Genomic DNA, 17,667 nt, shown 5'->3' with positions numbered 1-17,667 from the left:
CCCCGAAAGGGGGGCACCGCCCTTCTTCACGTCACGCCGTCGCGGTCAGCATGTCCTCGATCCGTTGCCACAGCGTGGAGAACAGGTCGGGGGAGTCGCCGACGACGACGAAGTTCACGATCTCGTCGTCGCGCACTTCGAGGGCGTAGACGGCGTCGTTCTCACGTTCGACGCGCACCGCGACCGTGGTGCCGCCCAAGTGCAACGTGCCGGCGAGGCCGCGTCTCGCGAGTGCGGGAGGGGCGGCGGCGAACTGCTCGGCGAGGGCGCGCAGCGGTGACTGCTGGACGGGCGCCGGTTCGGGGGCCTCCGGTTCCGGGGTCTCCTGCTGCTTCAGCGCTGCCGCCAGGTCGGCGACGGGGACGCGGTGCTGGCCCGCGGTCTCGGCCGCCTCGATGCGCGCGACCAGGCTGTTGACGAGGTACTCGTCCGCCCGCAGGTACCTCACGTCCGACGACGCGGGCGGCTCGCCGGTGAGCACCGGCAGCACGTGCTCGTGGTCGCTCACGATCTCGTCCACAGTGGACACGAACGGCACGAGGTAGCGCACCTCCGCCTGCGGCAGGTCGTTGCTCTCCAACACGGTCAGGCCGCGCTGACGGCACGCCTCCACCACCTCTTCGGCGACGGTGCGCTGGTCCTCGGCGAACGACACGGCGATGTCGTAGGTCGCGGATTCGGTCACTCCAACCTCCTTGTTGACGACCGGCCGGCGGCCGGGTGCGCGCAGTGTCCACGGCGGGTGTTGACCAGAAGTGGATGAGGAGTGGACGTGTTGACCACCTCGGTGGGCAACGGGAAACACCTGGTTCCACGCTTTTCGAAGACGAATGCTCGAAGGGAGCCCGGAACAGCCGGGCGAAATTCGGAAAACAATTCCGACTCCCTTCGGAGGATTCGCCATGTCCAAAATCGTGTCCACATTCGTCGCGGGTGCCGCCACCCTGCTGACCGCGCTCGCCGTCGCCGCCTCCCTTTCCGGTGGTGTGGCGGCGAACGCCGACGACAACCCGCCGCCGCCTCCCACGACGACGACCACGGAGACCCAGGACGGGAACGGCAACCCGTGGCACGGATGAGCTGACGCAAATGCGCCCCGGCCATTTCTTCGAATGGTCGGGGCGATTGCGCGGGAACACGCTGGATGATGTACTCGGGTGACGTCGGAGCGGGAGGCAATCGTGTCCGAGAGTTTTGGTGAGTTGCTGCGCGCGCACCGCGTCGCGGCGGGACTGTCGATGGGCCAGCTGGCCAAGCTGATCCATTACAGCAAGGGTTATGTCAGCAAGATCGAGAACGACCTCAAGCCGCCCACCCCGACGGTGGCGCGCCTGTGCGACGGCGTGCTGGACGTCGGCGGCCGGCTGGTCGAGGCCGCCGCGCAGGCACCGTCCTCACGCGACGCGAGGGGGTTGGGCCGGCGCCAGGTGCTGGTGGCGGGGACGATGCTCGGCGTCGGCGCGCTCACGGGCGGGGCGCGGCCGGTGCCGGACGAGCAGGTGATCGTCGGGATGCGGACGTCGTTCGAACAGTTGCGGGGCCTGGGTCTGCGCACCAGCCCGCAGGTGGTGCTCGAACCGTTGCAGGCGCTGCAGCACACGGTGCACGGTCTGGCGCGGGAGAACTCCGGGACGGTCGGCACGCGGCTCCTCCTGCTCGCCGCGCGCATCGCCGAGTACACCGGCTGGATGTGCCAGGAGGCGGGCGACGAGCAGGGCGCGCTGTGGTGGACCCGGCACGCGTCCGAACTCTCCCGTGCCGCGGGAGATCCGGACATCGCGAGCTACGCGTTCGCGCGGGAGGCGGGCCTCGCGCTCTACCGCCAGGACGCGTCCGCCACGATCAACCTCGCCCAGCAGGCGCAGTGGATCGGCCGGGCGGGCTCGCGCGTCCTGGCCCTGGCCGCGCGGCGTGAGGCGCAGGGCCACGCGCTCGCGGGCGACCGGGCCGCCGCGGAACGCGCGTTCGACCGCGCCGCGAGCCAGATGGAGTCCGCGCCGCCGGACGGCCCGTACCCGGTGCTCGGGTCGAGCGCACCCGACCCGCTCGAACTGGCCAGGGGCTGGGCGCTGTCCGACCTCGGGCTCAACACCGAGGCCGCCGCGGTGCTGGACCGGCAGCTCGGTCTGGTGCCGGCCCCGTCCCGCCGCACCCTGGCGCGGTTCCGCACCCGGCGTTCACTGGCTCTCGCACTTTCGGGCGAGGTCGACGAGAGCTGCCGCACGCTCGCCGCGGCCCTGGACGACGCGGCGCACGTCGACTCCGCGACCGTGCGGACCGATCTGCGGCAGCTCGCCAGGACCCTCGGCCGGTGGCACAACCACGGTGCCGTGCGCGAGATCTACCCGGACCTGAAGCGGCAGCTCACTCACCGCTGACCGCAAGCGCACGTCAGCGCCGCCCGTTTCCGCCGCACCTCCTCGGCCTCCGGCTGGCCCAGCTCGCGGTACACGGTCTCGGCCGCGTCCCAGTGCGCGGCCGCTTCCGCGTGCCTGCCCATCGCGTGCAACGTTCGCGCGGCGCCGAACTGGCCGCGCGACTCCTGCCTGCGGTTGCCGGTGTCCGTGGCCACGCCCAGCAACGACTTGTAGAGGCGCAGCGCCGCGCCGAGGTTGCCGCGGTCCTCCTCCGTGGCGGCCCGGTCGCGGACGAGGCTCGCCTGGAGTTCGACGTCGGTCAGTCCGGCGGCCGTCTTCTCCGCCAGGTCGTGATGGTGCAGCGCCTCGGGGAACCGGCCGGCGAGCCGGTGGGCGTCGGCGATGTTGGACAACGCGTAGGCGGCCACGCACCTGTCGTCGATCTCGACCGCGATCTCGTGCGCCTCCAGGTGGTGGGGGATGGCGTCGTCGAGCGACCCGAGGTTCTGCAGGTTCGCGCCGAGGTTGTTCAGCGCGTGGGCGAGTCCCTGGCGGTGCCCGATCCGCCGCATGATCACCACGGCGGCTTCGTTCTGCCGCACCGCGGCCTCGTACCTGCCGTGCTGCTCGTGGATGTAGCCGAGCGCGCTCAGCGCGTGCCCCTGGCCGCGCAGGTCCCCGCACCTCTCGTACTTCGCCAGTGCGGCCTCGAAGTGCCCCACCGCCTGGTCGTGCGCACCGAGCTGCATCGCGGGCACCGCGATCGCGCACAGCGCCGCCGCCTCGCCGGGGTCGTCGCCGAGGCGGGTCCAGCTCACCAACGCCTGCTCGGCGAGGTCGAGTGCCTCCGCGTGCCGGCCGAGCCGGTCGTTCGCGGTGGAGAGCCGCAACAGCACGTGCGCCCGGCCGTGGTCGTCCTCCGGCCGCACGGAACCGACCGCGTCGATCCAGTCGTCGAACCTGTTGGCGGTGTTGAAGTAGCGCCAGATCAACGAGGCCAGCTGCCAGGCGCGGTCCGTGTCCGCCCGCCTGATCGCGGCCATCAGGTTGTCACGTTCGGCGGTGATCCAGCTCAGCGCCGCTTCCTCGTGTTCGAACCGCAGGGCCAGCGGGCTTTCCCGTTCGACGGCGGGAAGAGCGGTGCGGTCGAACGGGTACGCGACGTCCACGGCGTCCGCCAGGGTCACGAGGTAGAAGTCGAGCAGTCGCTCCAGCGCGCCCTCGGTCGCGGGTTCCAGCGCGGCGAACTCCTTGATGGAGTCCAGCATCTGGTAGCGCTCCGGCGCGACCTCCTCCAGCAGGCAGACCTCGTGCAGGTCGTGCAGCAGCACGCGGGTGGCAGCGATGTCACGGCCGATGAGCGCGGCCGCGCCGCGGAGGTCCACGTCGGGGCCCGGCAGCCGTCCGAAGAGGCGGAAGACCTGTTGCTGGTGGGCGTCGAGCTGGCGGTAGGAGGCGTGGATCGCGGCGCCGTTCTCCTGCCACGCCCCGCTTTCGTCGAGCTGGCCGAGCAGGTAGTCGAGCGACCACCTGTCGTGCTTGCGCAGCATGGCCGCCGCGACCGTGATCGACACCGGCAGGTAGCCGCACCGCGCGACGAGCCCCGCCACGTCCGCGGACCTCCCGCGCACGCGCGACGACCCGGTGAGCCGCTGGAACAACGCGGACGCGTCCTCGGCCGGCATCGGGGCCAGCCGCACGTGCTCGGAGATGTCCGGCTCGCCCATCCTGCGGCTCGTGATGACGGCGAAGCAGTCGCGGTTCTCCGGCAGCAACGGCCGGATCTGCTCGGGTGAGACCGCGTTGTCCAGCACCACCAGCGTTTTCGTGCCGTAGAGGTGGGTCTGGTACAGGGTCGCCTTGCGCCCCACCGTGTCGGGGATCTGCTCGGCCGGCACGCCGAGCTCGGTCAGCAGCTGGGTCAGCGCCTCCGAGACCGACAACGGCGTCACGCCGGGGGTGAAACCGTTGAGCCGCACCAGGAGCTGGCCGTCCGGGAACCGGTGGCGCAGCTGGTGCGCGGCCTCGACGGCCAGACCCGTCTTGCCGACCCCGGGCGGGCCGCTGATCCACACGGCGCGCCGCTCGTCCGAGCCCGACGCGGCCGCGGCGATCGTGGCGAGTTCCTCGGCCCGTCCCGTGAACCCGCCGGGACGCGACGGTAGCGAGCTGCCCGGTTCGCCCCGCCGGGCGCGTTCCGCGAGGTTGCGCAGCACGGTTCCCGGTTCGAGGCCCAGGTCGCCGAGTGACTTGGAGGCGACGTCGAACGCCCTGATGGCGCCCACCCGGTCACTGCCGGCGATCAGCGCCCGCATCAGCAGTTCGGCGTACTTCTGGTTCTCCGGGGAGGTGCGCACGGCGCGGCGCATGCGGTCGCGGGCGGAGCGGTGGTCACCGGAGAGCAGTTCCAGTTCGGCCAGGTCGCCGAGCATGTCGAGGTAGGTCTCGTCGGGCAGGATCACGTCCGCGCCGCCGACCCTGTCGATGTCGATGTCCTCGAGGAAGTCGCCGCGCCACAGCGCCACCGCCTCGCGCAGCAGGTCGATGGCCCGCCGCTGGTCGTTGTCCTGCAGGGCCAGGGCGGCTTCGGAGCGCAACCGGTCGAAGCGCAGCACGTCGATGGCGTCCTCGTCGATGCGCAGCATGTACCCGGTGGGCGTCCGCTCGATCTCCGCGTCGGACCCGTCGAACGACTTGCGCAACTTGTTGATGTACCCGCGCACCAGCGTCCGGCGCTCCGGGTTGCCCTGCCACACGATCTCGGTGATGCGTTCGGGTGACACGGGCTTGTTCGCGTTCAACAGCAGTACGACGAGGATGAAGCGTTGTTGCTGGTCCCCCAACGGAACGGCGGTGTGGTCGTGCCACGCCTCCAGCGGTCCCAGCATCCGAAATTCCACGCCGCCTCCCGATCTGAAGCTTCCGTCTTGGGGGGAATGTCGCGCAAGGCGCCGTCTGCGTGTCACCGAATCAGCTTTTTGTCCACGTTTGATCAACGCGATCCGGTAACGGTGCACGTCATGGAGCGTGATGTGTTGCCGTGCTACGTGGTGTGCGACGTGTCGTTCTCGATGGCCGGCCACATCGACGAGGTCAACGCCGGGATGCGCGAGTTCCGCGGTGTGGTGCACGCGGATCGCCGGACCGGTGCCCAGATCCGGCTCTGCGTGGTCGTCTTCGCCGAACAGTCGCAGGTCGTGCAGCCGCTCGCCCCCGCGCTCGACCCGGTGGAGGTGATTCGACCCCGGCAGGAATCGGGCTCCGACTTCGGGTCCGCGTTCCGCCTCGTGCGCGGCGTCATCGAGCGGGACGTGCGGAGCCTGAAGGCGCAGCGGCTGCGGGTGCGGCGGCCGGTGCTGTTCTTCGTCTCGGACGGCAGGGCCACCGATCCCGCCTGGCCCGCCGCGCTGGAACGCCTCAACGCCACGACGTCGTGCCCGGAGATGATCGCGTTCGGGCTGGGAGCCGTCGACCAGCCCGCGCTCGACCGCATCGGCCGTTCGCGGGTCTTCCTCGGCGGCGACGGCGTCCGGCTGGGCACCGCACTGGCCTCGTCGGTCGCACGGACGGTGCTGCGACCGGACCACGTGTGACCTATCCACGGCGTGTCCACTTCTCGTCCACACGCCCGACGCAACCTGCCTTCGCCGCACGTGAGCGAGCACGGGAGGAGAACGGGGATGACGACGTCGAGCCTGGTCCGGGAGCTGAAGACGCTGCGCAAGGGACGGGGTGTGCACGCGGGACGGATCGTCGACAAGATCGGCCCGGCGCTGGCCGCGGCGTGCGGGATCACCAGCGCCGACGGGCCGGTCGCCGCCAAGCAGAAGCTGGTCACCCGGCTGACCGAGCTGGTCGAGCAGCTTCCGGAGGACCTGCACCTCGCCGCGCGGGTGGCGTTCGGGCTGATCTCCGACGTACGGCACCCGCTCTACCAGGAGCGCGTCGCCTGGCTCGCGACGACGATCGACCGCGACGCCCGGACCGTGCGCCGCCGCGTGGACGAGGCCGTGGAGCAGCTGGCGGACCTCGCCGCGACCACCACGCGCCGCGACGCCGGCGGCTGGCACACCGCGGAACTGGCCGTGGCCGTGACGCTCGACCAGGAGCAGCCGGAGGTGCTGGAGCGCTACCAGGTCGTCGCGAACCAGGACGGCGTGGTCTCGTTCGACTTCGCCGCCGTGTTCCCCGTGCACCGGCGGGACGTGCAGGCGCACCTGCTCTACGGCGGCACGCTGCAGGACCGCGGCCTCCTCGACCGGCCCGGGTTCCGGCTGGTGCCGGCGGAGCCGCTGGTGCGCGGCGACACCCTCGACTTCGCGGTCCGCTACCGGATCTCGCACCGCGACGCCATGCGCCCGTGCGTGCTGCACGTGCCGGAACGGCCGTGCGAGGTGTTCGACCTGCGCGTGCGGTTCGAGCACGACCGCAAGCGGTTCGTGCGGGCGTTCGACGGGGTGATGGTGCAGCGGTCCGAGGTCGAGCCGAGCGGGATGCCGCAGGCGGTGGACCGGGCCGGGGAGATCCACCTGCGGTTCCGGCGGCTGCTGCCGGGGTTGCTGTACGGGGTGAGGTGGGGCGGGGCGGCGACGTGCTCGGTGCGCCGGGCGTCATGAACGGCGCGGTTCGTACCAGGTCTCGCCGGCCGGTTCGCCCGCCATGTTCCACGCCCAGACTCGGGTCGGCGTGATCCGGCAGTAGACGCCGGGACCCACGAGGCCCGTGCGTTCCTCCGGGTCGTCCGCGGTGCCGTAGACGCGGATGGCCCGCGCGACGAACGGGGAGAACGAGATCAGGTCGTCGACCACGAGCGAGACCTTGCGGCGGCCGGCGGTGATGTTGCGGAACTTGCGGGTGTTCCGCACCTGGTCGCCGGCGCCGCCGACCCAGAGGTGCGTGCCGTCGTGCTCGAAGGCCAGCGGCACGACGTCCGGCCAGCCGTCCTCGTTGATCGTGGCGAGGCGGCAGAGGGGTTGTTCGCGCAGGTAGGCGATCTCTTCGTCGGTGAACATGCTCCTCATACGAACAGAGGAGCGCGGTTTCGACCACCGGATGGGCGTGCTCGAGGTCAGGCTGGTGACCTTCGCCGATTGTCGGCCCGGGTCGGAGCACGGTCGCCAGTTGAGACGGCCGGAGGTGCAACGGTGTCGAGCTCGCCTGGGCCACGACGTGGCAGCACCGGCGAACACGCCGCGCCGGGAGGCGTTCGTCCACAAGCGACGGCACCTGACCACCGCACTGATCCACGTCGATCCCGCCACCGGGATCGGGGCGCGACACCTGGACGAAGCTCGGAAAGCATTCAGTCGCAACCCCTGAGGCGCCCAGAATTCACGCTAGGAGTCGAGAAGGTCTCAACCGGCGCGGCTGGCTTGACAACGAAAGCATCCCGAGCCAAAGCTCCGCTGGTGCTGAAGCGAGGGAACGTCACCACGAAGATGATTGGTGTCGGCGCGTTGGTGCTGGCGATGGCCGCTTGTGGCGCCCCGCCCGCCAAGGAGACGCCGGCCGGTGCCGCCGGGACCGCGAAGTCCGCGAGCGAGTTCGGCGGCATGGACAAGCTGGTCGAGGCGGCCAAGGCCGAGGGCAAGCTCAACGTCATCGCGCTGCCGCCGGACTGGGCCAACTACGGCGAGATCATCAAGGCCTTCGAGGCCAAGTACGGCATCAAGGTCGACTCCGCGCAGCCCGACGCGAGCAGCCAGGAGGAGATCAACGCCGCCAAGCAGCTCAAGGGCAACGACCGCGCGCCCGACGTGTTCGACCTCGGGCTCAACGTGGCGCTCGCCAACAAGGACCTGTTCGCCCCCTACAAGGTCAGCACGTGGGACGACATCGCCGCGGAGCTCAAGGACGCGGACGGCGCCTACTACGGTGACTACGGCGGCTTCATGTCGATCGGCTACGACGCCGCGAAGGTGCCCGCGCCGACGAGCGTGAAGGACCTGCTCAAGCCCGAGTACAAGGGCAAGGTCGCGCTGAACGGCGACCCGACGCAGGCCGGTGCCGCGTTCTCCGGTGTCGTGATGGCGGCGCTGGGCAACGGTGGTTCCGCCGACGACATCGCGCCCGGTGTCGAGTTCTTCAAGCAGCTCAAGGCCGCCGGCAACTTCCAGCCCGTCGACCCGTCGCCCGCGACGATCGAGTCCGGCCAGACGCCCGTCGTGATCGACTGGGACTACACCAACGCCGCCCAGACCGAGAAGCTCAAGGGCAAGCTCGACTGGAAGGTCGTCGTGCCGTCCGAGGCGCAGATCGGCGGTTACTACAACCAGGCCATCAGCAAGGACGCGCCGCACCCCGCGGCCGCGCGCCTGTGGCAGGAGTTCCTCTACTCCGACGAGGGCCAGAACCTCTACCTCAAGGGCATGTCCCGCCCGGTGCGCCTCGACAAGATGGGCGACAAGGCGGACAAGGCGGCGAAGGAGAAGCTGCCGAAGACCGACGGCAAGCAGGTGTTCCAGACGCAGGCCCAGGCCGACAAGGCCAAGGCCGTCCTGACCGCGACCTGGGCCCAGGCCATCGGATGACCGCGGTCGCTCCCGTAGCGACGACGCCCGGCGGCTCCACCCCGAAGAAGGGTGGGGCCGCCGGTCGGCCATCTGCGGCCGCCTGGCTCGTCGCGGTGCCGTTCCTCGCCTTCGTCGGCACCTTCCTCGTCTACCCCACGGTGCTCGTGCTGTTCGGCGCCTTCCAGGACTCGAACGGCGCCTTCACGCTCGACAACCTCACGACGTTGTTCACGGGTGTCGTCTTCGACGCGTTCGTGCGCAGCATCGAGCTCTCCGCGCTCACGGCGCTCATCGGCGCGGTCTTCGGGGCGCTGCTCACGTGGGCGATCGCGGTCGGCAACCCCGACGGGATGCTGCGCCGGGTCGTCGTCGCGGGCAGCGGTGTGCTCGCCCAGTTCGGTGGCGTGCCGCTGGCGTTCGCGTTCCTCGCCACGGTCGGTTTCGAAGGTCTCGTCACGAAGTTCCTGCGTGACAACGTTGGCATCGACCTGTTCGCGGGCAGCGCGTGGTTGTTCGACCTGCCTGGTCTGACGCTCGTCTACACGTTCTTCCAGATCCCGTTGATGGTCATCGTGTTCCTGCCCGCGCTGGACGGTCTGCGACCGCAGTGGCGCGAGGCGAACGCGAGTCTCGGCGGCACGAGCTGGACCTACTGGCGCCACGTCGGCGGTCCGATCCTCACGCCGCCGTTCCTCGGCGCGCTGCTCCTGTTGTTCGCCAACGCCTTCAGCGCCTACGCCACGGCCGCGGCCCTCGTCTCACAGGGCAGCCCGATCGTGCCGCTGCAGATCCGCGGGTTCCTCACCGGCGAGGTCGTGCTGGGTCAGGAGAACCTCGGCAAGGCGCTCGGCCTCGGCATGGTGGTCGTGGTCAGCATCGCCATGGGCGTGAACGTGCTGCTGCAGAAGAGGGTGGCCAAGTGGGTTCGCTAGTGAAGCAGCGCGTCCTGCGCACGATCATCCTGCTGGTCCTCGGCGTCTACTTCGTCCTGCCGCTGATCGCGATGGCCGAGTTCTCCACGCGCGGCAGGGAAGGCAGCCGCAGCCTGGAGTCGTGGACGTCCATCGTCGACGACGACGGGCTGATGGAAGCGCTCGTCAACTCGCTGTTGTTGTCGGTCACGTCCGCCGTGCTGATGCTGGTGCTGCTCGTGCCGACGATGGCGTGGATCCGGCTCAGGCTTCCCCAGCTGCAACGGCTCGTCGAGTTCCTGTGCCTGCTGCCGCTGGCGATCCCCGCGATCGTGCTGGTGGTCGGCATGGCACCGCTCTACGCGTGGGTGAACTACTTCCTCGGCGACTCACCGCTGACGCTGACGTTCGCCTACACGGTCCTGGTGCTGCCGTTCGCCTACCGCGCGGTCGACGCCGGACTGTCCGCGATCGACCTGAAGACGCTGGCCGAGGCCGCGCGCAGCCTGGGCGCGTCGTGGTTCACGGTGCTGTGGAAGGTCGTCGTGCCGAACATCCGCGTGGCGCTGATCGGTGCCTCGCTGCTGTCGGTCGCCTTGGTGCTCGGTGAGTTCACCATCGCGTCGCTGCTCAACTTCGACACGTTGCAGGTGCAGGTCAACCTCCTGGGCAAGCGCAACGCGGGCGTGTCCATCGCGGTGTCGTTGCTGTGCCTGATCTTCGCGTTCGTCCTTCTGTTCGCACTTTCTTATGTCGGCCAGCGGCGCCGTCAGACCGTGGTCGAGGAGTGAAGATGGGTCACCTGGAACTCAAGGGGCTGCGCAAGACGTTCGGCGGCAACACCGCGCTGGACGGTCTGGACCTGGAACTGGCCGAGGGCGAACTGGTGTCGCTGCTCGGCCCGTCCGGCTGCGGCAAGACGACGGCGCTGCGCATCGTCGCGGGCTTCGAGACCGCCGACTCGGGCACGGTCACCGTGGGCGGCAAGGACATCACGAAGGTTCCCGCGAACAAGCGGGACATGGGCATGGTCTTCCAGGCCTACAGCCTCTTCCCGAACATGACCGCGGCGCAGAACGTGGCGTTCGGCCTGAAGATGCGCAAGGCCGACGCGAAGAAGGCCGGCGAACTGCTCGAGCTCGTCGGTCTCGCGCACCTCGGTGGCCGCTACCCGCACCAGATGTCGGGCGGGCAGCAGCAGCGCATCGCACTGGCGCGGGCGTTGGCGATCCAGCCGCGCGTGCTGCTGCTGGACGAACCGCTGTCCGCGCTGGACGCCAAGGTCCGCGTCACCCTGCGCGACGAGATCCGGCGCATCCAGACGGAGCTCGGCATGACGACGCTGTTCGTCACGCACGACCAGGAGGAGGCGCTCGCCGTCTCCGACCGCGTCGGTGTGATGTCGCACGGACGGCTGGAGCAGCTCGACACCCCGTCCGTGGTCTACCGCGAGCCGAAGACGGCGTTCGTGGCGCAGTTCGTCGGCGTCACGAACTCGGTCGAGGCCAAGGCCGAGGGCCAGACCGTGGTGATCAACGGCGTGACGCTGCCGGTGTCCCACGACCAGCCCTCGGGCAGCGACGTGCGGCTGATCGTGCGTCCCGAGGACATCGGCGTTTCCGCGCACGACGGCGACGCCGGTGGCAAGATCGTGGGCGACGTGCTGACCCAGTCGTTCCTCGGGCCGGTCACGCGGATCTCGGTGAGGGTGGGGGAGCAGGTGCTGAGGATCGACCAGCCCTCCAACACGGCCTCCGCGTACCAGCCCGGCACGCGGGTCGCTCTCGACCTCAGCGAATCAAGGATCATGGTGGTAGCGGGATGATCAGGAAGCTCCTCGCGCGCGACACGGCGGAGGCCCACCGGGTCGCGACGCCGTTGGAGCTGTTGTTCGACCTGAGCTTCGTGGTGGCGGTCGCCCAGGCCGCCGCCTCGTTGCACCACGCCGTCTCCGAGAACCACGCCGGGGCCGGCGTCGTGGCGTTCTGCATGGCGTTCTTCGCGCTGTGGCTGCCGTGGCTCAACTTCACCTGGTTCGCCAGCGCGTTCGACAACGACGACACGCTGTACCGCGTCATCACGATGGTGCAGATCGCCGGTGTCCTCGTGGTCGCGGCGGGCATCCCGGCCGTCTTCGAGCACCAGGACTACCGGATCGTCGTCGGCGGGTACGTCGTGATCCGGCTCGCGATGGTCGCGCACTGGCTGCGCGCGTCGCGGGACAACCCCGAGCACAAGACCTGCACCCGCCGGTACGCGGCAGGCATCACGTTCATGCAGGTGCTCTGGGTGCTGTGGGTGCTGGTCGCGCCGCCCGCGCTGCAGATCCCGCTGTGGGTGCTCTTCATGATCGGTGAGCTGCTGGTGCCGGCCTGGGCGGAGCGTTCCGGCGCCACGACCTGGCACCCGCACCACATCGCCGAGCGGCACGGCCTGTTCACGCTGATCGTGCTCGGCGAGTCGATCCTCGCGGCCACCCTCGCGTTCCAGAAGGGCTTCGACAGCGGCGTCAACCTGATCTCGCTGGCGGCCGCCTCGCTGGTCATCGTGTTCTCGGTGTGGTGGATCTACTTCGAGGCGCCGGCGACCCTGCACAACCTCAGGAAGGCGTTCCTCTGGGGCTACGCGCACCTGTTCATCCTCGGCTCGATCGCCGCGCTCGGCGCCGGCCTGGCCGCCTCGGTGGACTACGACCTGCACATCTCGCACGCGCCCGGGACGACGGTGGCCGCGTTCACCACCGTGCCGCTGGCCGTGTTCTTCCTGTGCGTCTGGTACGTGCAGGACTGCCCCGGGCAGGACGGACTCCGCAAGTACCTGCTGCCCGCCGGGGCGGTCGCGGTGCTGGCGGCGACGTTCGGACCGGCGCCGATCCACGTGACCGCGGGGATCACGCTGGTGCTGGTGGTGGCGACCAGGCTCACGACCGGGGAACCGCAGCGCGTCGACGTGTGAGGCACTTTCGCGTCTTCTCCTCGTTCTGACACGAGGAGTGAAATGATCGTCACCATGACCGGTGTCCGTGAACTCCGCCTGGTCGTCACCGCCGACGACTACGACGAAGCCCTGCGTTTCTACCGAGACGTGCTGGGGCTCGAGCAACGGGCGGCGTTCGCGTCCGACGGCGGGCGGGTCACGATCCTCGAGGCGGGCCGGGCCACGCTCGAGATCACCGACCCGCCGCACGCCGAGTTCATCGACTCCGTCGAGGTCGGCAAGCGCGTCGCCGGGCACATCAGGGTGGCGTTCGAGGTGACGGACTCCGAGGGGACGACCCGCAGGCTCGAAGCCGCCGGGGCCGAGGTCGTCGCCGAGCCGACGCGCACGCCGTGGAACTCGCTGAACGCGCGGCTGCGAGCGCCTGCCGGGTTGCAGCTGACGTTGTTCCAGGAGCTGGGCGAATAGATGACGATCTCCGCTGCCGGGTACCGCGACCTCGCGAACCGGGACGTGCTGGCGTGTGCCGTGGTGACGGTCGCCGCGAAGCTGCCGATGTCGATGACGCCGCTGATGATGGTGTTCCTGACGCGTGGCCTGCCCGGCGGGTACGTGCTGGCCGCGTCGCTGGTCGCCGTCTACGTGCTGGGCGAGGTGCTCGGCGCGGCGCTGCTCGGGCTCTTCCTCGACCCGTCGCGGATGCGCGGGCAGCTGTCGATCGGGCTGGTGGTCGGGGCGGCGGCGTTCACGACGCTCGCGCTGACGCAGAACGTGACGGTGCTGGCTATCGCGGCGTTCGTCGCGGGGGCCGGGCCGTCGACGACGCCGGGTGGGCTGCGGGCGATGCTGCTCGGCCTGGTGCCGGACGCCCTGGTGCCCAAGGCGATGGGCTTCGACGCCATGATCACGCAGGTGGTGTGGGCGGTGGCGCCCGCGCTCGTCACGGTGCTGGCGCTGAGCGTCGACCACCGGGCGCCCGTCGTGGTGTCCGTGTCGTTGATCGTCGTGGCGGCGTGGCTCGTGTTCATCCTGCCGCGCGGGCACGTGACCTCCCGGTCCGGCACGGCGAAACCCCGTGTCGTCGCGTCGGCCTGGCCGATCTACCTGGTGAGCGCGGCCGCGCTGGCGCAGCTGGCGGTCGCGGAGCTGGTGCTGCCCGCGTTGCTGGAGCACCGCGGGATCGGGATCGGCTGGATCGGACCGCTGCTCATGGGTTTCGCGGCGTGCAGCGCGCTGGGCGCGGTGCTGTACGGGCTGCGGCCGTGGCCGGGGACGTTCCGCACGCAGGGGCTGGTGCTGCTCGTCGTCACGGCGACGTGCGTCGGCGCGCTGGCGTTGTTCCCGAACCTGCCGGGCATCGCGGGCGCGTTGCTCGCCGCCGGGTTGTTCCAGTCCGGTGTGCTGGTGACGCGCAGCCTGGCGTTGCGCGAACGGCTTCCGATCGGCGCTCACGCGGCCGGGTTCTCGATGATGTACGCGGTGACGGGCGCGGGCTACGGGCTCACGGCCGTCGTCGCCGCGTGGGCGATGGACGCCGGCAACCCGGTGTGGGCCGTCTTCGGCGGTGTGGCGGTCACCCTGGTCCTGACAGCAGTCAGCGCGGCTGCCGAACGACGGCAGCCGCGCTGATCTGGGTGGGAAACCACTACCCGCGGTAGAAGTTGCCCTGGGTCTGCACGTTCAGCTCGTTCGTGCGGAAGAGCTTCGCGACGAACGTGCGCGGGTCGCGCATGTCGATGACGTCGAAGCCGCGACCCATCTCCGAGGAGTAGATGTAGCCGTTGTACCAGTAGGTGGACCAGGTGCCACCACCGGCGAGGTTCGGCATCGGGCCGCGCTCGAAGAAGCCGATCTCACGCGGCTTGGACGAGTTGGTGAAGTCCCACACCGAGATGCCGCCCTGGTACCAGGACTGCACCATGATGTCCTTGCCGGGCACCGGGATCAGCGATCCGTTGTGCGCGACGCAGTTCTCCGAGTCGGTCTGCATGCGCGGGATCTTGTAGTACGACTTGAAGACCAGCTTGCGGTTCTTGCCCTTGCCCACGATGTCGTAGATGCCGTTGGCACCGCGGTTCGGGCCGATCTTCTCGTTGCACGTCGCGGCGCCACCGCCACCGAGCTCGTCGGTGAAGACGACCTTGGTGCCGCTGTTGTTGAACGTCGCGGAGTGCCAGAACGCGAAGTGCGCGTCGTCCTGGACCCGGTTGATCTCGACCAGGTTCTCCCGGTCGGAGATGTCCCACAGCACGCCGTCACCCATGCACGCGCCGGCTGCGAGGTCGAGCTGCGGGTAGACGGTGATGTCGTGGCAGCCCGAGGTGGCCGAGGTGTAGCCGGTCTCGATGGTGCCGGGCTGGCCGGGGTTGCCGCCGTCCGGGAAGAGGACCGGGGCCTTGAGCAGCGAGGCCGCGGCCGGGTTCTTCACCGGCACCTTGACGATCGAGATCTTGTCGTGCGGCGGCTGGCAGTCCGGGAACGTGGCGTTCGGCGAGTAGGAAGAGACGTAGAGGTACACGTCCTTCTTGTTCTTGCTCGGCACCATCGTGTGGGTGTGCGAACCGCAGGCGGTCTCGACGGCGGCGACGTACTTCGGCGCGGCCTTGTCGCTGATGTCGAAGACCTTGATGCCCTCCCACGACTCCTTGATCGTCGCGGGCTGGGAGACGCTGCTGCACGAGTTGTCGCTGCGCGACGAGTCGGTCGACAGGAACAGCAGGTTCCCGTACACCGAGATGTCGTTCTGCGAGCCCGGGCAGAGGACCTGCGACTTGATCGTCGGCTTCTTCGGGTTGCGGACGTCGTAGATGACGAAGCCGTCGTAGTTGCCGACGAACGCGTAGTTGTCCTGGAACGCGATGTCGGTCTGCGTCGAGCTCAGCGGAGCCTGCTTGTCCAGGTGGGCGACCGGGACCATGTTGCGGCTGCGGCTGATCTCGTCGACACCGGGGAGGCCGGTGGCCCCGTCCGCCCGCGCCTCGAGCTGGGCCTCGGTGAGGCCCTTGCCGTCAGCGGGGAGATCGGGCTCGGCGTACGCGGGCGCGGTCACCGTCGACAGCGTCAGCGCGAGCGCCCCCAGAACCGCCAACGGCGCTCTGCGACGCCGGGCCGTTGCGCTTGAAGACACAGCTTTACCCCCTCAGTACGGGTTGGTGAGGGGGAGTATGACCCTTTCGCCTTGCTAAAGGCCAGCGTCTTTCGGAGGGTATTGTCCGGAGCATGCGTTCTGGGGTTCTCGTCATCGTCGCGGCATCCGCCCTGCTGGCAGGCTGTACGTCGGAGCCGCCCGCCGCACCCGTCATCGCGCCGGACACCCCCGGCGGCACGGCGTCCGTGGTCGCGCCCGGCGACGTGAGCGCCAGGGTCACGCCGCCGCCCAACGACGCCGACCGCGAGTACGTGGCGATGATGATCGCCCACCACGAGCAGGCGCTCGCGATGACGCGGTTCGCCCCCGACCGCGCGGAGAACGAGACGGTGAAGGGCCTGGCCGACCGCATCCGGTTCAGCCAGGAGCCCGAGATCGGCGCCATGAAGCAGTGGCAGCGCACCTTCAACGCCATCGGCACGCACGGCGACCACTCGTCGATGCCGGGCATGGCGACGCAGGACCAGCTGAACGCCCTGGGTGCCGCGCGCGGCAAGGACTTCGACCGGATGTTCCTGGAGCTGATGATCAAGCACCACGAGGGTGCGATCAAGATGGCGACGGACGTGCGCGCCGCCGGGTCCAACGTCCAGGTCGAGGAGATGGCCGACGACGTGGTCGCCACCCAGGACGACGAGATCAAGCGGATGAGGAAGCTGCTCGCCGAGCTCTGACGGGGCTCGCTACTGCTCGACGCGCTGCCGGGGCTCGCTACTGCTCGACGCGCTGCCGGGGCAGGACCAGGTCCTCGGCGTGTTCGAAGGTCTCGACGGCGTTGCCCGTGACGTGCCGGGCGATGCCGCGGTTGCGCTTGTGCGCCTCGCGGAACGAGTCGGAGGCCACCCAGTCGCGGAAGTGCTCCTCGGTCTCGAACTCGTTGACCGACACGTACGGCTGGTCGTCCTTCGTCGGCTTGAGCAGCGTGCTGCGCAGGAGGCCGGGAACGCCGGGCAGGTAGGTGCGCATGTTGTCGCGGAAGTGGGCCTCGAACTCCTCCGCCCTCTCGGCGGGCACGAACAGCCGGTTCGTGGCGATGAACATGGAGCCCTCCTTGATTCCGACGCTCTGTCGGGAACTATTCCAACTCCCCGTCGGGAAATCAAGCGCGATACGATCCCGATGTGCCGAGGATCAGCGCAGACACCGTCGCGGAGCACCGCGCCAACCGGTTGCGCGCCCTGCTGGACGCCGGGCGGGAGATCGTGTCCTCCGAGGGGGCGGAGGCGCTGACGCTCGCGTCGCTCGCCAGACGCGTCGGGCTGTCGCGGCCGAGCCTCTACGAGTACTTCCGCTCGCGTGAGGAACTGGTCGCCGCGATCGTGTCGGACGCGCTGCCGGAGTGGGCGGACAAGCTGGAGGACGCGGTCAACAGCGCCTCTTCCGTGCCGGAGAAGATCGAGGCGTACCTGCGCACCGAGCTCGCGATCATCACCGACGGCAGCCACGGGGCGGTGGTCGCGTTGTCCGCGCACGCGCTGCCGGACTCGTCGCGCGAGCAGATCCGGGCCGAGCACGAACGGTTGTTGGCGCCGCTCGTCGGGGTGTTCAAGACCGCCGGCGTGGAGCGCGCGGCGTTGCGGGCGATGCTGGTGCACGCGATGGTCGAGGCGACGTCGCGGATGATCACGCCGGGCCGCAACGAGCACAACGAGGCGGTCATCGCGACGTTGCTCGACCAGGTGGTGCACGGGCTGGACAAGCCCATCGGCTGAGCGCCGCCGCGGATGACCGGTGGCATCAACCGATCGGTTGATCCCGGTCGGACTCGTCGTTCGATGATCTCCGCGCCCCGGTCGCCGAGG

The 17,667-nt window shown here is 69.7% G+C and carries 18 protein-coding genes; 13 read left to right on the top strand and 5 right to left on the bottom strand.

Annotation, left to right across the window (positions count from 1 at the left end; translation table 11 throughout):
- Nucleotides 1–31 precede the first annotated feature (31 nt).
- On the bottom strand, nucleotides 32–685 hold the full coding sequence (locus BMY74_RS10055) for a hypothetical protein (protein WP_089913255.1): 654 nt from the start codon (nucleotides 683–685) through the stop codon (nucleotides 32–34).
- A 217-nt stretch (nucleotides 686–902) separates the two neighbouring features.
- Here BMY74_RS10055 and BMY74_RS44925 point away from each other — a divergent pair, with 217 nt between their 5' ends.
- Both BMY74_RS44925 and BMY74_RS10050 read left to right on the top strand, forming a co-directional pair.
- Nucleotides 903–1,079, top strand: coding sequence for a hypothetical protein (locus tag BMY74_RS44925; protein ID WP_177229664.1), 177 nt, complete (start codon nucleotides 903–905; stop codon nucleotides 1,077–1,079).
- Nucleotides 1,080–1,181: 102 nt separating this feature from the next.
- Nucleotides 1,182–2,378, top strand: a complete 1,197-nt coding sequence (locus tag BMY74_RS10050; protein WP_089914235.1) for a helix-turn-helix domain-containing protein — start codon at nucleotides 1,182–1,184, stop codon at nucleotides 2,376–2,378.
- On the opposite strand, the gene BMY74_RS10045 is transcribed toward BMY74_RS10050, so the two are convergent.
- Nucleotides 2,369–5,257, bottom strand: coding sequence for an AfsR/SARP family transcriptional regulator (locus tag BMY74_RS10045; RefSeq protein ID WP_245786013.1), 2,889 nt, complete (start codon nucleotides 5,255–5,257; stop codon nucleotides 2,369–2,371). The genes BMY74_RS10050 and BMY74_RS10045 overlap by 10 nt on opposite strands.
- A gap of 120 nt (nucleotides 5,258–5,377) precedes the next feature.
- On the opposite strand from BMY74_RS10045, the gene BMY74_RS10040 reads away from it, so the two are divergent.
- Nucleotides 5,378–5,950 (top strand): vWA domain-containing protein, encoded by a 573-nt coding sequence (locus tag BMY74_RS10040; protein ID WP_089914232.1) that lies wholly within the window; start codon nucleotides 5,378–5,380, stop codon nucleotides 5,948–5,950.
- 87 nt (nucleotides 5,951–6,037) lie between these two features.
- Nucleotides 6,038–6,973 (top strand): hypothetical protein, encoded by a 936-nt coding sequence (locus tag BMY74_RS10035; protein ID WP_089913249.1) that lies wholly within the window; start codon nucleotides 6,038–6,040, stop codon nucleotides 6,971–6,973.
- On the opposite strand, the gene BMY74_RS10030 is transcribed toward BMY74_RS10035, so the two are convergent.
- Nucleotides 6,968–7,369 (bottom strand): PPOX class F420-dependent oxidoreductase, encoded by a 402-nt coding sequence (locus BMY74_RS10030; protein ID WP_089914229.1) that lies wholly within the window; start codon nucleotides 7,367–7,369, stop codon nucleotides 6,968–6,970. The two genes, BMY74_RS10035 and BMY74_RS10030, sit on opposite strands and share 6 nt — an antisense overlap.
- Before the next feature lie 396 nt (nucleotides 7,370–7,765).
- Here BMY74_RS10030 and BMY74_RS10025 point away from each other — a divergent pair, with 396 nt between their 5' ends.
- Genes BMY74_RS10025 through BMY74_RS09995 form a run of 7 tightly spaced genes read left to right on the top strand, consistent with a single transcriptional unit; the run spans nucleotide 7,766 to nucleotide 14,346 of the window.
- Nucleotides 7,766–8,887 carry an ABC transporter substrate-binding protein gene (locus BMY74_RS10025; RefSeq protein WP_245786012.1) on the top strand — a complete coding sequence of 374 codons (1,122 nt, stop codon included), beginning with the start codon at nucleotides 7,766–7,768 and terminating at the stop codon, nucleotides 8,885–8,887.
- Complete coding sequence (locus tag BMY74_RS10020) at nucleotides 8,884–9,801, top strand: ABC transporter permease (protein ID WP_245786011.1); 918 nt, start codon at nucleotides 8,884–8,886, stop codon at nucleotides 9,799–9,801. Before BMY74_RS10025 ends, BMY74_RS10020 begins: the two co-directional genes overlap by 4 nt.
- Nucleotides 9,789–10,571: an ABC transporter permease gene (locus BMY74_RS10015; RefSeq protein ID WP_245786010.1), complete on the top strand. Its 783-nt coding sequence runs from the start codon at nucleotides 9,789–9,791 to the stop codon at nucleotides 10,569–10,571. Before BMY74_RS10020 ends, BMY74_RS10015 begins: the two co-directional genes overlap by 13 nt.
- A 2-nt stretch (nucleotides 10,572–10,573) precedes the next feature.
- Entirely contained in the window at nucleotides 10,574–11,605 is a 1,032-nt protein-coding gene (locus BMY74_RS10010) for an ABC transporter ATP-binding protein (RefSeq protein ID WP_089913247.1), read from the top strand.
- Complete coding sequence (locus BMY74_RS10005) at nucleotides 11,602–12,735, top strand: low temperature requirement protein A (protein ID WP_089913245.1); 1,134 nt, start codon at nucleotides 11,602–11,604, stop codon at nucleotides 12,733–12,735. Before BMY74_RS10010 ends, BMY74_RS10005 begins: the two co-directional genes overlap by 4 nt.
- A 42-nt stretch (nucleotides 12,736–12,777) precedes the next feature.
- Nucleotides 12,778–13,185: a VOC family protein gene (locus BMY74_RS10000; RefSeq protein ID WP_218159589.1), complete on the top strand. Its 408-nt coding sequence runs from the start codon at nucleotides 12,778–12,780 to the stop codon at nucleotides 13,183–13,185.
- Nucleotides 13,186–14,346, top strand: coding sequence for an MFS transporter (locus BMY74_RS09995; RefSeq protein WP_089913242.1), 1,161 nt, complete (start codon nucleotides 13,186–13,188; stop codon nucleotides 14,344–14,346). It begins immediately after the preceding gene.
- A 16-nt stretch (nucleotides 14,347–14,362) separates the two neighbouring features.
- On the opposite strand, the gene BMY74_RS09990 is transcribed toward BMY74_RS09995, so the two are convergent.
- A complete protein-coding gene (locus BMY74_RS09990; protein ID WP_425434826.1) occupies nucleotides 14,363–15,805 on the bottom strand; it encodes an LVIVD repeat-containing protein in 1,443 nt (480 codons plus the stop codon).
- A 131-nt stretch (nucleotides 15,806–15,936) separates the two neighbouring features.
- On the opposite strand from BMY74_RS09990, the gene BMY74_RS09985 reads away from it, so the two are divergent.
- Entirely contained in the window at nucleotides 15,937–16,539 is a 603-nt protein-coding gene (locus BMY74_RS09985; RefSeq protein WP_089913237.1) for a DUF305 domain-containing protein, read from the top strand.
- Nucleotides 16,540–16,576: 37 nt separating this feature from the next.
- Here the strand turns inward: BMY74_RS09985 and BMY74_RS09980 are convergent, their stop codons facing one another.
- The gene (locus BMY74_RS09980) at nucleotides 16,577–16,906 is read right to left on the bottom strand and encodes an antibiotic biosynthesis monooxygenase family protein (RefSeq protein ID WP_089913234.1); all 330 of its coding nucleotides are present in this window, start codon (nucleotides 16,904–16,906) and stop codon (nucleotides 16,577–16,579) included.
- An 80-nt stretch (nucleotides 16,907–16,986) separates the two neighbouring features.
- Between BMY74_RS09980 and BMY74_RS09975 the strand changes: the two genes are divergently transcribed.
- Complete coding sequence (locus BMY74_RS09975) at nucleotides 16,987–17,577, top strand: TetR/AcrR family transcriptional regulator (RefSeq protein WP_089913231.1); 591 nt, start codon at nucleotides 16,987–16,989, stop codon at nucleotides 17,575–17,577.
- The last annotated feature ends 90 nt before the right edge of the window (nucleotides 17,578–17,667 follow it).

Source organism: Lentzea albida, assembly GCF_900111005.1.
In the GTDB taxonomy this organism is placed as follows: domain Bacteria; phylum Actinomycetota; class Actinomycetes; order Mycobacteriales; family Pseudonocardiaceae; genus Lentzea; species Lentzea albida.
Note: the sequence above shows the minus strand (reverse complement) of the source record. Positions and strands in the feature narration are given on the sequence as shown.